The organism is Shewanella litoralis (genome assembly GCF_009828585.1).
Taxonomy (GTDB): Bacteria; Pseudomonadota; Gammaproteobacteria; order Enterobacterales; family Shewanellaceae; genus Shewanella; species Shewanella litoralis.
This window is the reverse complement of the sequence record NZ_WSRZ01000027.1, coordinates 20620-36559: the sequence shown is the minus strand read 5'-3', so window position 1 is coordinate 36559 and position 15940 is coordinate 20620. Positions and strand designations below refer to the sequence as shown.

Here is a 15940-nt window from a genome sequence, read left to right as displayed (position 1 = left end):
TTATTTTGACCAATATCTCATTCGTGTGAGCTGGCTTAATGCTTTTTAATAACTTGGTAACGAATTTGCAACAGGCCACATCCTGACAAAAAAAGGCCAATAAGTCGAATATTGTTATCGCGAACCAATGATTTGAGTGAACAGCATTAAGTGAGGCGGTGGGGTGTTGTGCTTGCTTAGTTACTTGGCTTGGTTAAATATGCTGATATTGACTGGTCGATCGCATAAATATCCGCTAAGGGTATATGGTGGGACCAGTGATACCCTTGCTAGAATATCTCACTTTACTCAGTCGGATGAGCTAAATGAGTGCGCGATATGAGTGCTCTATATGAGTAGTTACTTGGGGTGATTAAGGTGGTTAACGATGGCACTTTCAGCATCCGCTTTGTTGGCTTTACCTTTCGCTGGGCTGATATTAGTCATGGCACTGTGGCCAGTCATATCTTCGGCAATATGTAACCAATCTGGATGCCAATAAAAAGTGGCTCCTGCTAATGTGTTCCAGCCATGTACGCCTGATTTTTCCCCTTTGTAGATAAGGTCTTCGATAGAATATGACATTGTGTACTCCAAGCATTATTAATAAAGTTACTCGCGTTTAGTCATCGGATAGATAACCGCTTAACCAATTCGCTTTATATTAGAATGCACCTCATACAACACGATATTAGTGATCTAGATCACATAAAACAGGGTTTATAAGCAAAGTGAATAGAAGTTAATCTTTTGCGGTAATTAAAATACTAATCTTGGGGATCAGTCTTGGCAGAGGCATTAAGCTTAATCATTAAATGGGAGATTTACCTTGTTCACATGAGATGCAAGAGGATTTATAGTTGTAAACGTTGATCATTCGAATAGATTATCACTATCAACTCGCGACGAATCTCTTTTATTTCTGGTTATCGTTAATCCAAATATACTCTACATTGCTATCTTCTGCCTGCCAGAATGATTGGTAGTGCACTTTCCCAGTAAGTGGTGTCCATGTTTGTTGAGCATGTTTAAATGTCATTGTATAAGCAATTTTTATCGGTTTAATTCCACGGCCAAACACGTTACAGGAAAATGTGTTTGGGGTAATAAAGTTAATGAATTGGCGCTTGATGCCCGATTGTGGATAAAGAATGGGTGGTAACGTCGAAAGGTCCAATTGTGTATTGGCAGAAAATATCGCATCAACCCTGTCAGCATCGAATGACGATAGTGCTTCAGATTGAAGCGAAGAAAGACCATCAGCATAGGCTGTTTGGGCTGTCAATAATAACGATAATAAAATGTATCCCAAACAGTGCTTTGTGTTCACAGTATCACCTGAGTGTTATATTGGTGTTGGACTTCTGTAAACATATCTCTTTAATACTGGCATGGCTATAAAAATAAAAATCCCTGCGATGTTATCATCTCAGGGAGTGTTTTATGCTAACAAGATAAGCGATTGATTTACGCTTTAGCTTGCTCACGAGCAATGGCGCGATAAGCGATATCGGTACGGAAATAAACGTCATCCCAATGGATGGCATCCACTAAACCGTAAGCGGCCTGTTGGGCTTCGGTTACCGTGTTACCTAAGGCGGTAGCGCATAATACACGGCCGCCGTTAGTCACCACATGGCCGTCTTTCATCTCGGTGCCGGCATGGAACACTTTGCCGTGTACATCGCCAAGCGTTAAGCCGCTAATCACATCGCCTTTATTGTAAGCGTCTGGATAACCGCCAGCGGCCATTACCACACCGACTGCTGCGCGTGAGTCGAACTCTGCGGTGACTTTGTTCAATTCACCACGAGTGGCTGCTAGGCAAAGCTCAACGATGTCAGACTGTAAACGCATCATAATCGGCTGGGTTTCTGGGTCGCCAAAGCGGCAGTTGTATTCAAGTACTTTGGCGCTACCATCTGGCGCAATCATTAGGCCAGCATATAAAAAGCCAGTATAAACATTACCTTCTGCCGCCATGCCATCAACGGTTGGGCGAATAACATTGGCAATCGTCCAGTCGTGCACAGCTTGCGTTACAACCGGCGCTGGAGAGTATGCACCCATGCCACCCGTGTTAGGACCGTAATCGCCGTTGTCGCGTGCTTTATGGTCCTGGCTGGTGGCCATGGCAAGAATATTTTTGCCGTCTACCATTACGATAAAGCTGGCTTCTTCGCCTTTTAAAAATTCTTCAATAACAACACGAGAACCTGCATCGCCAAATTTATTACCGGCAAGCATGTCATCAATCGCGGCATCGGCCTGGGCTTGATCGGCAGCGATAATCACGCCTTTACCGGCAGCTAAACCGTCGGCTTTAATCACGACAGGGAAACCCGTTTTAGCGGTTAATGTAGCCGCGTAAGCTTTAGCGGGGGCAATCTCAGTGAAGTTTGAGTAGTCAGCCGTTGGAATGTTGTGACGGGCTAAAAAGTCTTTGGTAAAGGCTTTTGACGATTCAAGCTGTGCTGCGCCTTTTGTTGGGCCAAAAATCGCTAAACCAGCAGCATTAAAAGCATCAACAACACCTAATGATAATGGCACTTCAGGGCCGACAATGGTTAGCTCAATTTTGTTGTCTTGAGCAAACTTAACTAAATCAGCAATGGCTTCAACTTGAATGGCCACATTTTGTAATTTTGGCTCTAAAGAGGTTCCAGCATTACCAGGTGCAACAAACACTTTTGTAACTTGAGCAGACTGAGCCGCTTTCCAGGCTAAAGCATGTTCACGACCGCCACCGCCAATAATAAGTACCTGCATCTTTATTCACCTTTTTAATAAACTAAATAATATGTTTCTTTAAACGAAAAAAGCAGCCAAAGAAGGCTGCTTGTTTCAAGTGGAATTTAGTGGCGGAAGTGACGCATGCCAGTAAATACCATGGCCATACCGTGCTCATCTGCCGCTGCGATGATTTCTTCATCGCGAATAGAGCCACCCGGTTGGATGATGCAGCTAATACCCGCAGCCGCTGCAGCATCGATGCCGTCGCGGAATGGGAAGAAAGCGTCAGATGCCATCACTGAGTTTTCGACCACTAAACCTTCATCAGCTGCTTTAATGCCAGCAATTTTTGCTGAGTAAACGCGGCTCATTTGGCCAGCGCCGACACCGATTGTCATGCCATCTTTGGCGTAAACAATGGCGTTAGATTTAACAAACTTGGCCACTTTCCAGCAGAACATTAAGTCTTTTAATTCATCAGCAGTTGGTTGGCGTTTAGACACTACTTTAACGTCGTCTAGGTTAACCATGCCTTGATCGCGATCTTGTACTAACAGGCCGCCATTGACGCGCTTGTAATCAAGTGTTGTGGTTTGAGTGTTCCACTCACCACATTCAAGCAAACGCACGTTCACTTTAGCGGCAACGATATCTCGTGCTGCCTGACTGACTTTAGGGGCAATAATCACTTCAACAAACTGACGGTCAACAATGGTCTGGGCCGTTTGTGCATCTAACTCTTGGTTAAAGGCAATGATGCCACCAAAGGCTGATGTTGGGTCGGTTTTGAATGCACGGTCATAGGCTTCTAATAAGTTAGCGCCTAATGCCACTCCGCATGGGTTAGCGTGTTTAACGATAACGCAGGCTGGGCCTTCAAACTCTTTAACGCATTCAAGTGCAGCGTCAGTGTCGGCGATATTGTTGTAAGACAATGCTTTGCCTTGTAACTGAATCGCGCTGGCCACTGAGGCTTCATCAATTTGCGCATCAACATAAAATGCGGCTTGTTGATGGCTGTTTTCACCGTAGCGTAAATCTTGCTTTTTGATGAACTGCGAATTAAACGTACGTGGGAATGTAGAATCGTCATGACATTCGTCGTTACTGTGTGCTGGCACCATAGTACCAAAGTAGTTAGCGATCATTCCGTCGTAAGCAGCGGTATGTTCAAAGGCTGCAATGGCAAGGTCAAAGCGAGTTTCTAGCGTAGTGCTGCCATTGTTGGCTTGCATTTCAGCAATCACGCGACCGTAGTCTTTTGCGTTAACCACAATCGTGGTGTCTTTGTGGTTTTTGGCGGTTGAGCGCACCATGGTAGGGCCGCCAATGTCGATGTTCTCAACAGCGTCGGCTAAGGTGCAACCTGGCTTAGCCACAGTTTCAGCAAATGGGTATAAGTTAACCGCCACTAAATCGATAGGGTTAATGGCATTTTGCTCCATTACCACTTCGTCAATGCCGCGACGGGCTAAAATGCCGCCGTGAATTTTTGGGTGCAAGGTTTTAACACGACCATCCATAATTTCTGGGTGACCTGTGTAGTCAGACACTTCAATTACCGGGATATTATTGTCTGCAAGTAGCTTTGCAGTACCGCCCGTTGATAAGAGTTCAACACCTTGTGCATGCAGCGCTTGTGCAAACTCAAGGATTCCAGTTTTATCTGATACGCTTAATAGCGCGCGACGAATTGGTCTGACATTATTCATGTAGGTACAGGGTCCACTAGTTTGATTTTAAGGATCTTTCGTAAAACAGAATTGCTTCAAGTCCGCTTTACCAAAGTCCCTCATGATGTTGCGATAACACCACTAGATACTGTCTTATGATCAGGCGGGCGTATTTTATCGTAAAGCGCATGTATTGGGTGTTTTTTCTGTGTGATTTCACAATATTGAAATAAGAACAAAGATATTCAAAAATAATCCACAATAAACCCTTGACCTTGGATTAAACTCCAAGGTTTATACTTAAGCTAATTTCAGAGACGTTTAGCTGAATACACTTTCTGGTTGGGGTTAAATTATGTATCGAATAGGTGAGCTTGCTGCCTTGTACGACATCAAGGCCGACACATTACGGTTTTATGAAAAACATGGGTTGTTGTCTCCTTCGAGCCGTTCGGACTCAGGCTATCGATTATATAATCAAGATGACTCTGAAAGGTTGAAGTTTATTCTGCGCGCTAAAGCGGTGGGGTTTTCGCTTAATGACATTGCCGATTTATTGTCTATAGAAGTGGATAAATCTAATCGAGCCTGTGCTGAAGTCAAAGGTTTGGTTGATACTAAGCTTGAGCAGGTTGAGGCTAAGTTAGCGGAATTACAGCATTTTGCGACCTCGTTAAAGAGTTTATCTAACACCTGTTGTGGTGGTCCTGATAGCGCTGAACATTGCTCGATATTGGAAGCGTTAGAGTCGTCAGATCAACATATTATTGCCAAAAAAGAACAGCATCATTTCTCTCATTCGGGTCATAAGGACTAATTATGTTATTGACCAATTTTATTCACTTATTTTTAGAGTCCGCCCCCTGGCTTTTGCTGGGTTTAGTATTAGCTGGGTTGTTAAAGGTGTTTGTGCCAATGGCATGGATGCAAAAGCAGCTAGGTGGTCATGGAGTAAAAACAGTGTTTAAGGCTGCGCTATTAGGTGCGCCGCTACCGTTATGTTCGTGCGGGGTGATTCCTGCTGCGGTTGGCTTACGCCGCGCTGGTGCTTCAAAAGCGGCTACAACCTCATTTTTGGTATCAACACCTGAAACCGGCGTCGACTCAATTACCGTCTCTTACGTGTTGCTGGGTCCGTTTATGGCCATAGTGCGTCCTATTGCAGCTATTACTAGCGCGATTGTGGCGGGGCTGTTGGTAGGCCGCGATGACGATGATGGTATGCCTGCAACAGCTAAGGCTCAATCAGACAGCAGTGCAACGGCTAAAGTTGAATCATCTTGCTGTGCAAGTAAAAAGACCAGTCCATCAAGCCCGTCTCAAGCAGCTTCAAGTACCCGCGACAGCAATGCTGAAATCGTGCAACATGCTGGCGTGAAAATGATCGCAGTTAAAGCAGAGTCGGTATTAAGCCCTATGGCTTCAGCCAACGTGTTGAGTGCAGAACAAGCGCCAAAGCAAAGCAGTTGTTGTGCGAGTAAAGCTGATACCCAACCTAAAGAAGTGAAATCAAGCTGTTGCAGCAGCAAAGCCGAGCCAGAGGTCGCCGCAACAAGCAGTTGCTGTGCATCAACATCAGTGAAAGCAGAGCATGCTGAAAATAGTGAACAAGCCAGCTGCTGCGCGTCAACTCAAGACATCGCAACTGAGTTAAAGCAAAACAGTGTATTCAGCCGAGTATTATCTGGTTTGCATTACGCCGCGACTGATTTAGTGAGAGACACTACCCTGTGGTTGTTGGTCGGACTGTTCTTTGCCGCCTTGGTGCAGACTTACGTACCTGCCGACTTTTTAGTGAAGTGGGGCGACGGCATTTTAGCCATGTTAGTCATGGTGCTTGTGTCTATTCCTATGTATATCTGTGCTACGGCTTCAACGCCTATTGCGGCGGGTTTACTGTTAGCGGGTGTGTCTCCTGGTGCGGTATTGGTGTTTATGATGGCAGGCCCAGCTACTAATATTGCGACACTCGGTGTTGTCACTAAAGAGTTAGGCAAGCGCGCACTTTATGGTTATTTAGGCGGCGTTATTGGCGTGGCGTTAACCTTTGGCGTATTGGTTAATTATTTGGTTGATACCTTTGGCTTTAAAGTGATGCCACAAATTGGTGAAGAGCATGCATTACTACCACAAGGTGTGGTTGCCGTGTCAGGTATTGTGTTAGCGATATTAATGGCGAAAGTGTTGTGGGATATGATCCCAAAAGGCAATAAAGACAAAAGTTGTTGCTCGTAATGAGCCAATAGCGCTAAACACAAATTATCAGTTATTTAATGAGACTTAATTAAAGCCAGTGATCAATATCACTGGTTTTTTGATTTTTATTAAGGCCGTTTATCCGCCGGTTTACTTTGTCATTTTGGTATAAAGTGCATAGTTAATGCATATCTAATCACATACTCAACAAGTCTAAGCATATTTTATTAACGCGTTAAACCATTAAAAATACCTTAAAAATAAGATGGTTTTTACCATAAATATGATGCACGTCATGCTTTAACATCAAGTCAACATATCTGCGCTTTATTTGCACAAAGAGTGTGAGTTACCTCTCCTAGCGTTTTGCGGTTCTGCATTACTATTACGATTGCAAGATACCTATAAAGTGATAAGTCGTTTAAGCGACGTTGGAGTTAATGATGAAAACAATAAAAATGTGCAAAATAGCACTGCTAATCGCAATCTCTATGGGCGTCATTGCCTGTGGTAGCGATGGCAAAGATGGTGTAGATGGCGCTGATGGGCAAGCAGGTACACCTGGTTTGCCTGGCGCTCCTGGTGCAGATGCAGCAGCACCAACAGTCAGTGCCTCCACGATGACTAATGTGGAGTTTATTAATCATATTGTTGCAGACGGAATGGTAACAGTAGAGTTTGGTATCACTAACGAATCAGGTTATGCCATTACGGGCTTAACTGATGCGTCGGTCTACCTTGCCGCAAAAACCGAAAATGGTATGCAACGCAGCCGCGATGGTAGCGTGGGTGGTAATGCGACAGTGGGCGGTTCATCGCCAACAACTGGCGCATCGTTAACCTTACTTGATAACGGCAATTATCAATTAGTTGCGCCAATGGCTGGTGTGCAAGCTGACACAGAAGCATTAATTCGCTTGCAAGTGGGCGGCGGCGATATTGCCAAATCACCTTACATGCTTATTGCTAAACCTGAGATGATGCACACTTCAACAACTGAAACATGTTATGCATGTCATGTTGATTATGCCGAGTCTGACCTTAAACATGCGGGTTATGTGGCATTAAATACCGATGGCGAAGTCGATTTTGTCGGTGGTTGTATGGTGTGTCATAACAACGTACCTCGTGATATTGCTGCAGACGGCACCTCATTAAATACCGGTGGTTATGCTAAAAATACCATGCAAATGCTTGGACACATCAATCACCAAAATTTTGAAAAAGATTTTGAACCAGCTAATTGTTATACCTGTCATGCTGAGCCTGTGATGAATACCAGCCTTGCCGGTAACGGTTGTGCTGACTGCCATAACACCTCTAGCAGTTCTAGTTATGCCCAGGTTATCAGCAACAGTAATAGTAGTGAGTTTGATGCAAGAGAGTTTCACTTAAATAAGAGTGGCCTAGAAACTTTGCAAGCAATGCGCGTGAGTTACACAGCTGAAACCACCGCACCACAAAAAAATGATGCGGGTGTATGGTGTACCACTATGTCGTTATTTGACGTGAGTAGCGGCACCAAAACCCAGGTCAATATTGGTGCGTTATACAACAAAGATGGTGACACATCTGGTGCCACAAACGTTGTAGGTAAGCCGATTGTGTATGCCGGTGCTTATTTACATGGTTATTATAACGAGTCTATTGTTGGCCGTTTTGCAGGACATGGCAGCAATGAAGTTAAAACTGATAACGCAGATGGCTCAAGAACGCATTGTTTCCCATCGCCATCAAGTGGGTTTGATCAAGCAAGTATTATGGCAACGGCGCGTATCTCATTAAGCTATCCTGGTTGGGTGCAAGATGATGGTAAAACATCAATGTCATTTACTGCCTATTCTGATGCTGTCGATCAAACTACTGGGGCTGTCGTTAAATACGAACGTCGTTTAGCCGTAACAAGTGACAGCTGCACGACTTGTCACAACAGCGAAACTAACTACCATAAAAATGGTGCTTACAACGATGGTGGTGATGATTGCGTAGCGTGTCATAACAATGGTCAAGACCGAAGCGCAGCAAACTCAGCGCCTGGCTTTGGCCCTATGGTACACAGTATGCACTGGGGTGTTGGTAGTGCGTTATCGGGTGCTAAAACAGATGCTGATGGCAATAAAATTGCTAACTCAGCCACTGAATTAAGTGCTGTTAACTGTGTGTCTTGTCATGCTGATGGCGTAGATTTAAATGCAATACCGAATCAATATATTCGTGCTAAAGCATTTAATAATGGCGACCAAACTAAGATGGCCAGTCCAATCACGGCAAACTGTTTTGCCTGTCACAATGGCGACCAGGCTCTGAATCACATGGAGTTAAACGGTGGTGAAATCAGTGCAGAAAAAGGCTCTGGTAACGACGGTACTTGGTTTACTCAACCTACCGGCGAATCTTGTGCAACATGTCATGCAGAAGGCCGTTCATTTGGTATCGAGAAATACCACAAGTTTGAACGCTAATATGCACTATGACGTTAGCCTTATTGACTAACGAAATTGCGTAAATCACAACGGGGATCAATTGATCCCCGTTTTATTTTATTAACTGTTTTAACGGATGATTAATTAAAAATGGCATTGAGCTTTTCGGCTAAGCGGATACCTGCTTGTTGCAGTCTTTTTTCAACGATAGGCTTATTCATAAACACATAGTTAAAGAGTAAATCATCTTCTCCTTGGTCATTCTGCTCCAGATTATAAGCCTGTTTACGTAAGTATTTAGACTCTTCAGCCCAATCATAATAACTCTGTCCCAACCATTGTTGGCGCTCAACTTTGCTAATACGATTCAAAAAATTACTGTATTCCGTATAGCTTAATTGCTGCTGCTCAATAATTTTACTGTCCCATACCGCATGCAAGTTGGAGTCTTGGCCAAACCATTTTACGGTAATCGTGTTACCCCCTTTATCGTGGCGATGACCAACATGTAAAGGCTGGTGGATATCGCCAACAAAGTGCACATAAAACGCCAAAGCTTGCCATTTATCTTGTTGGCTGGCATGAGGGTTTTTAAGTACCTTTTCAAATCGCTGTAATCCGTCGATGATATCACCATCAGGATTGCGTTTTAGCGACTGCCATGTTTCATCATCTTCAATAGAAATGTAGTGCCAAGGTGCAGCGTGATACCAGTGTTTATCTGAACGAATTTCATCTGCCCAGGTAGACATTTGCGCTAAACTTTCACCATTTGTTAGCTGTTCAATCTGCTGTTTAGCAGAAGCGCTTAAGTGCTGTTGAGCCAAGTCGCCAACGATACGATGCCCCAGTTGGCCAAAGGCAAAAACCGAAGAGCTGATGCTTAATGAAAGTAATAACCCACTCGCTATCATAATGCTTTTATTGACTAAAACTGATTTTTTCATTTTTGCCCACTCTTTATTAGTGTATTCGTTGGCTGCAAACAACCCCTGCAATTTTGGCGAAAATATACACCTTTTTCATGACAATTTTATTTAAGTTGATAGCTGATTTTTTGTTATTTTTTTGTATAAATTCTGACATTAAAGTGCAACATGCCCTCCCTACACTTCGCCCTGCAGCTTTTTCTGCGTTCAAATACAAAGTCCAGCACATTGGGCTAAACATTAAAATATAATAAGTTCTCAGGGGTTTGAAATGTTACTAAGTCACAAAATGAGTCGCCTAGCGCTAGCGACGTGTTTTGCAATGGGCGTTGCTTTACCAACATCTGCAGCTGACACCGCATCAGACATACGTGGGCAAATTATGGGTCCAGCAGGGAGTGCTGCATCTGATGCCAAAGTCACTATTATTCACCAACCCACCGGCACTATTACCGAAGTGCCTGTCACGGCAGATGGTCAGTTCTCTGCACGTGGTTTACGTGTTGGCGGTCCTTATATTATTAAAGTCGATTCTGATCAGTTTGCCGACACAATCGAAGAAGATGTCTATTTACAACTAGGCGAAACCTTCCGCTTTAACCGTACCTTGCAAGATACAAATGCAATGGAGCGTATTGGTGTAGTAGGCAGTGCTGGATATTACCGCTCTGCAGGTGCCAATAGTGAATTTGGCGAACAAGATATTGCCAATTCACCCGGTCTTAACCGTGATTTAAAAGATGTATTACGCCAAAATCCAATGGCTGTAGTGGGCACCGATGGTGTGTCAATGAGCGTGGCGGGGTTAAATCCGCGCTTCAATACTTTTGTGGTTGATGGGATATCGCAAAACGATGATTTTGGCCTTAACTCAAACGGTTATCCAACACAACGCTCGCCTATTTCGATTGATGCTGTTGAGAGTGTGGCGTTAAATGTATCGCCATACAGTGCGCGCAATGGGGGTTTTACCGGTGCGCAAATTAATGCGGTCACCAAATCGGGTACTAATGACTTATCAGGTTCTGTATTTTGGGAAACCACCAACGACAGTATGGCTGGTGACGGTAAGAACCAACAAACGGGCGACAGCTTAAAACAAGATTTTGAAGAAACCACCTTTGGTGGCACTGTTGGTTTTCCGTTAATTGAAGATACGCTGTTTTTCTTTGGTTCGTATGAAAACTTCGACGCGCCAAAATCTGCAGAGTGGGGCCCAGCTGATGCAGGATATGCTAATGACTCTGATATTACCTCGGCTGAATTAACGCAAATTGAACAGATTGCCCAATCGGTTTATGGCTTAGACAGTATTGGCGGCTATACCACCACACCACAAGAAAAAGATGAGAAAATTTTAGTTAAACTTGATTGGAATATTACCGATGAACATCGCGCCAGTTTTACCTACCAATCAACAGAAGGTAACTTAACCAATAATATGAGCTCGAGCTCATCATCGTTAAAGTTATCAAGTACCTGGTACGACAAAGAAGAAACATTAGAAACCTATGCTGCTAACCTATATAGCGATTGGACTGATGACTTCAGCACTGAAATCAAAATAGCTTATAAAGACTCAACCACTCAATCAAAAACCATTGATGATTTAGGCATTGGTATGGTGTCTGTACAAACTTATGATCGTGCTAGCGATTATGTGGTTTTTGGTACCGACAAATCACGCCAGGCAAACGAGCTAGATAACCAAAACCTTGAGCTACGTTTTGTGGGTGATTATTACCTAGGCGACCATGAAATTGGCTTCGGTGCTCAGTACAATAGTATTGAAGTGTTTAACCTGTTTGCCCAAAACGTAGCGGGTAACTGGTCATTTAATACCATTGAAGACTTTGAAAACGGTGATGTAGACCAGTTTTTCTATTCTAATGCAATATCTGCTAATCCTGACGATGTTGGCGCAGCTTTTAACATGGATACGTTAGCGTTATTTGCTGAAGACTCATGGGATATCACCGCAGATTTAACCCTGACATTTGGTTTGCGATACGAAACCATCAGCATGTCTGATTCTCCAGCACTTAACCAAAATTTTGTTGAGCGCTATGGTTTTGCTAATAACGAAACCTTAGATGGGCAAGATATTTGGTTGCCGCGAGTGGGCGTAAAGTATGCACTGACAGAAGATGTTAGCTTGCACGGTGGTGTAGGGCGCTACAGTGGTGGCTCGCCAACGGTATGGATTTCAAACAGCTTCTCAAATGACGGAAACAGCTTACTTAGCTACAACGATGGTTGGAACTCTGCTTGGGGTACGCCAGATTTTGCTAATGTGCCTTCTGAAGCGCAAAACGGTTTAGTTGGTGGCGACGGTAATGCGAATGCTATCGACCCTCACTTTGAATTACCGTCAGATTGGCGTGCCAGCATTGGTGTCGACAGCACCTGGGATTTTGGTGCATTGGGTGATGATTGGTTTGTGGGGGCAGAGTTTTTATACATTCAAAAAGAAAACGATTTAGCCTGGGTTGATTTGGCTCGTCGTCAAGTCACTACCGATGATACCGGCCGTGTGGTGTATCAAACATGGGATCCACTTGCCAATGGTGGCGCCGGTGGTAACACTGACCGTTATGACATTATGCTAACTAATGCTGATGATGACGGTACTAGCAAAACCTTGAGTTTGTCGTTAGCAAAAAATTGGGACATGGGTATAAGTATGCGCGCGGGTTATGCATATAACTCGGTGGAAGAAGGCAACCAGGGGTCGTCTTCAACTGCAACGTCAAACTACCAATACACGCCGGTACAGTATGATCGTAATAGCACCACCATGGGCACCGGCTATTATGAAACGCCGCACCGCTTTACGTTTAGCTTAGGTTACGATGTTGAAATTGTATCGGGTTATAACTCAAGCTTTAACTTATTCTATGAGGCGCGTGAAGGTAACCCGATGACTTGGGTATTAGGTTCATATAAAGACGGCAACCTAGGCGACCAATCAAGTTTTGCTAATGCGTCATACTACTTACCGTATATCCCCACAGGTGCTGACGACCCTAATGTTGAGTACGCTGGTGGACTAACTTACGAGCAATTTAAAGCGGCTGTCGATGAGATTGGCCTAGGTCAATATGCTGGCGGTATTGCACCAAAAGGCACGGATAACCAACCTTGGGTGCACCAACTTGATTTTCGTTTTACTCAAGAGCTCCCGGGCTTTACCAAAGATCATAAAGGTCTTTTATACTTTGATGTGAGCAACGTGCTTAACTTACTCAATGAAGATTGGGGTGTGGTTGAATATCAAAGCTACGGTACATCGACACTTGTTGACCATGATTACAATGCAAGTACTGGGGTTTACACTTACTCAGTCCCTTATGGTCAAGATGGTATCGAAACTGATAACCAAAATACTTATGACATTAACCAGTCGGCCTGGCAGTTGAAAGTGGGTGTTAAATATCAGTTCTAATCAGTGCTAACGCTTAAAAACAAAATACCGAGCAAATTGCTCGGTATTTTTTGTCTCACTATTGTCTAGGTTACTTACCTTTTACGACAGAAGTGGCTGGGGCTTTTTTCGCTTGTTTCGCTGCACGCTTCTCTTTTAACGATAGCTGCGGCTGTTTCTTTGATTCTTTAGCGTTATTACGTTCTTTGCTCATGTTATTTACTCCGTGTATGCACTGGGCTAGGTTCACTCTGTAAAAATTTTAAACAATTATCTGAATCACAATATCAAGTACAAATCATGCGAATATAGCGTTGAAATTAGCATCCTGTCGTGGCTAGGTTAAATCGATACTAGCATCAAGTTGCACAAAAATATCTATCATAGATATAGATTATTTAGTGCTAATCTTAGATTACAAAAGCATAAAGCTGTGCCCGTAATACAATGGTGTATTAATGTGCTTTAACATCAATAAAGTCGGGGATCTCTAATACATTTTCGCCCCAATTTTCAATGAGCGCAGTGTAAAGGAACTCGATAAAAACGATATACTTACGTGGCATATATACTCGCTGAGGAAAGCTTAAGGTCACTTTAGTTTGTGCCATTGGAAAGTCTTCTAAAATCGGTGTCAGTCGCTGACTCGTAATGGCCTCTTGGGCGATGATTACTGGCACGGCAGTGATGCCGAGTCCTTCGATGGCCGCTTCTCGCGCAAACGTGACGTTATTTACTTTCAGTTGTGCGGGCGGATCCAAATCGACCCATTGTTTACCATCAAATATCCGCCAGCCACCATTGATGTGCGCCGATTGCAATTTTATTGCTGTGTGATCCATTAAATCTTGTGGGACTTTTGGTGTGCCATAACGTTTAAGATAGTCGGGGCTAGCCATCAGTTGTCTGCTGGCAATCACCAGTGAGTAACTTTGTAACTTGGGGTCATCAACTTCTGTTATTTGGAACAGAAAATCCACTCCTTCTTCAATCACATCGACTTTACGGTTAGTTAATTCAGCATCAATAGTGATATTTGGGTAAGCGGCAAGAAAGCGCGCGAAAATACGCCCAAGAAATAATTGGCCTAATTCGATCGGGCAAATGATTTTTAAATTGCCTTTAATGTCTTGCTGGCTCGCACTTAGTAAGTCTTCTGCACTTTGTAAATCTTGCAAAATTTTATTAATGCGATGGTAATAACTTGAACCCGCCTCGGTGAGCTTTAATGCCCGAGTGGTGCGAAATAAGAGCTGTACCCCTACATCAGCTTCTAACTCGGCAACCTTACGGCTGACTGTCGCTTTAGTGATCCCAAGGGCTTTAGCTGCACCGGTAAAACTGCCTTGCTCTACCACTTGCGAGAAAATCTGAACGCGATTGAGATCCATATTGTTACACCTGTGGAACAGTGGGTTGAATTTTAGCTATCTAATAAACTACACGAAACAGTAGTAAACTAGAAGGTAATAAATTAGGAGTTCAACATGTCTATAAATAAACGTTTTATCATAGTGCCAAGTCTTATTCTGGCGGTTGTTATCGCAAGCGTTTATTGGTGGTTACAAGTGCGGTTTATTGAGTCGACCGATAACGCCTACGTGGAGACCGATATTTCAAGTATCAGTGTCAAAGTACCTGGCTATATTGTGCAATCGGCGGTGAGCGATAATCAGCATGTGAACCAAGGCGATGTCCTTGCACAATTAGAAGACAGCCAGTTTGTGGCGCGTGTCGCTCAAAGTCAGGCTGTGTTAGCCAGTTCGCAAGCCAATTTACAGACGTTGGCGGCGAAAGTGGATTTACAACAAGCCTTGATCAATCAAGCCAAAGCGGCTGTGGTTGCATCGCAGTCGGATCAGTTAATTGCCAAGCAGCAGTTAGCACGATCGCAAAAACTGAAGGTGAGCAATTACAGTTCGCAAAACGATGTTGATCAGCTCCAGGCCAGTTTTGATTCGGCATCGGCACACGTTGATGAGGCGCAAGCGGCATTAGTGGCAAAGCAGCGTGAATTGTCAGTGTTTAATGCCCAGTTATTGCAAGCTCAAGCTGATGTAGATCAAGCCCAAGCCAGTGTTGAATTGGCCAATATTCAATTAGCGGATACCCGAATTACCGCGCCATTTTCAGGCATTATTGGTAAGCGTGGTGCTTTAGTGGGGCAGTACGTGCAACCTGGGCAAGCATTGTTTAGCTTAGTGCCCGATTCACAGGTATGGATAACGGCCAACTTTAAAGAAACTCAAATCGAGCATATGCAACCTGGTCAGGCTGTTAAAGTTACACTCGATGCCTATCCAGATGAAGAATTTAATGGCTTTATCGATAGCTTAGCGCCAGCTTCTGGTTCTAAATTTAGTTTGTTGCCGGCTGAAAATGCTACCGGTAATTTTACTAAAATTGTGCAGCGTATTCCGGTGCGGATCCGTATTGATAACGAAAATGCGGCGATAGCCCAAACTCGTATTTTACCTGGACTGAGTGCAGTCGTTAAGGTCGACACCGAGAGTGCAACTCAAGCACATGCCACCGCTAAAGCGAATTTTAATGATTCGGCCGCTGTCACTGCAGGGCGTTAAT

12 protein-coding genes are annotated in these 15940 nt (G+C 43.8%); 5 read left to right on the top strand and 7 right to left on the bottom strand.

Annotated features, from left to right (window positions below; all coding sequences use genetic code 11):
• Window positions 1–339: 339 nt before the first annotated feature.
• From GQA99_RS17585 to purH, 4 genes are all read right to left on the bottom strand, one after another.
• Window positions 340–564 carry a hypothetical protein gene (locus GQA99_RS17585; RefSeq protein ID WP_160056116.1) on the bottom strand — a complete coding sequence of 75 codons (225 nt, stop codon included), beginning with the start codon at window positions 562–564 and terminating at the stop codon, window positions 340–342.
• Between the two features lie 331 nt (window positions 565–895).
• Window positions 896–1309, bottom strand: a complete 414-nt coding sequence (locus tag GQA99_RS17580; RefSeq protein WP_160056114.1) for a hypothetical protein — start codon at window positions 1307–1309, stop codon at window positions 896–898.
• 137 nt (window positions 1310–1446) lie between these two features.
• The gene (gene purD, locus GQA99_RS17575) at window positions 1447–2748 is read right to left on the bottom strand and encodes a phosphoribosylamine--glycine ligase (protein WP_160056112.1); all 1302 of its coding nucleotides are present in this window, start codon (window positions 2746–2748) and stop codon (window positions 1447–1449) included.
• 86 nt (window positions 2749–2834) lie between these two features.
• A complete protein-coding gene (gene purH, locus GQA99_RS17570; RefSeq protein WP_160056110.1) occupies window positions 2835–4424 on the bottom strand; it encodes a bifunctional phosphoribosylaminoimidazolecarboxamide formyltransferase/IMP cyclohydrolase in 1590 nt (529 codons plus the stop codon).
• Between the two features lie 316 nt (window positions 4425–4740).
• Here purH and zntR point away from each other — a divergent pair, with 316 nt between their 5' ends.
• From zntR to GQA99_RS17555, 3 genes are all read left to right on the top strand, one after another.
• Entirely contained in the window at window positions 4741–5202 is a 462-nt protein-coding gene (zntR, locus tag GQA99_RS17565) for a Zn(2+)-responsive transcriptional regulator (protein ID WP_160056108.1), read from the top strand.
• Between the two features lie 2 nt (window positions 5203–5204).
• Window positions 5205–6620 carry an SO_0444 family Cu/Zn efflux transporter gene (locus GQA99_RS17560; protein ID WP_160056106.1) on the top strand — a complete coding sequence of 472 codons (1416 nt, stop codon included), beginning with the start codon at window positions 5205–5207 and terminating at the stop codon, window positions 6618–6620.
• Between the two features lie 401 nt (window positions 6621–7021).
• Window positions 7022–9043 carry a multiheme c-type cytochrome gene (locus GQA99_RS17555; RefSeq protein WP_229785950.1) on the top strand — a complete coding sequence of 674 codons (2022 nt, stop codon included), beginning with the start codon at window positions 7022–7024 and terminating at the stop codon, window positions 9041–9043.
• A 101-nt stretch (window positions 9044–9144) separates the two neighbouring features.
• Here the strand turns inward: GQA99_RS17555 and GQA99_RS17550 are convergent, their stop codons facing one another.
• A complete protein-coding gene (locus tag GQA99_RS17550; RefSeq protein ID WP_160056104.1) occupies window positions 9145–9951 on the bottom strand; it encodes a S1/P1 nuclease in 807 nt (268 codons plus the stop codon).
• 253 nt (window positions 9952–10204) lie between these two features.
• Between GQA99_RS17550 and GQA99_RS17545 the strand changes: the two genes are divergently transcribed.
• Window positions 10205–13378, top strand: coding sequence for a TonB-dependent receptor (locus GQA99_RS17545; RefSeq protein ID WP_160056102.1), 3174 nt, complete (start codon window positions 10205–10207; stop codon window positions 13376–13378).
• A gap of 70 nt (window positions 13379–13448) precedes the next feature.
• On the opposite strand, the gene GQA99_RS20895 is transcribed toward GQA99_RS17545, so the two are convergent.
• Both GQA99_RS20895 and GQA99_RS17540 read right to left on the bottom strand, forming a co-directional pair.
• Entirely contained in the window at window positions 13449–13571 is a 123-nt protein-coding gene (locus tag GQA99_RS20895; protein WP_268244228.1) for a hypothetical protein, read from the bottom strand.
• Window positions 13572–13812: 241 nt separating this feature from the next.
• Entirely contained in the window at window positions 13813–14748 is a 936-nt protein-coding gene (locus GQA99_RS17540) for a LysR family transcriptional regulator (protein ID WP_160056100.1), read from the bottom strand.
• Window positions 14749–14844: 96 nt separating this feature from the next.
• Between GQA99_RS17540 and GQA99_RS17535 the strand changes: the two genes are divergently transcribed.
• Window positions 14845–15939 carry an HlyD family secretion protein gene (locus tag GQA99_RS17535; protein ID WP_160056098.1) on the top strand — a complete coding sequence of 365 codons (1095 nt, stop codon included), beginning with the start codon at window positions 14845–14847 and terminating at the stop codon, window positions 15937–15939.
• The last annotated feature ends 1 nt before the right edge of the window (window position 15940 follow it).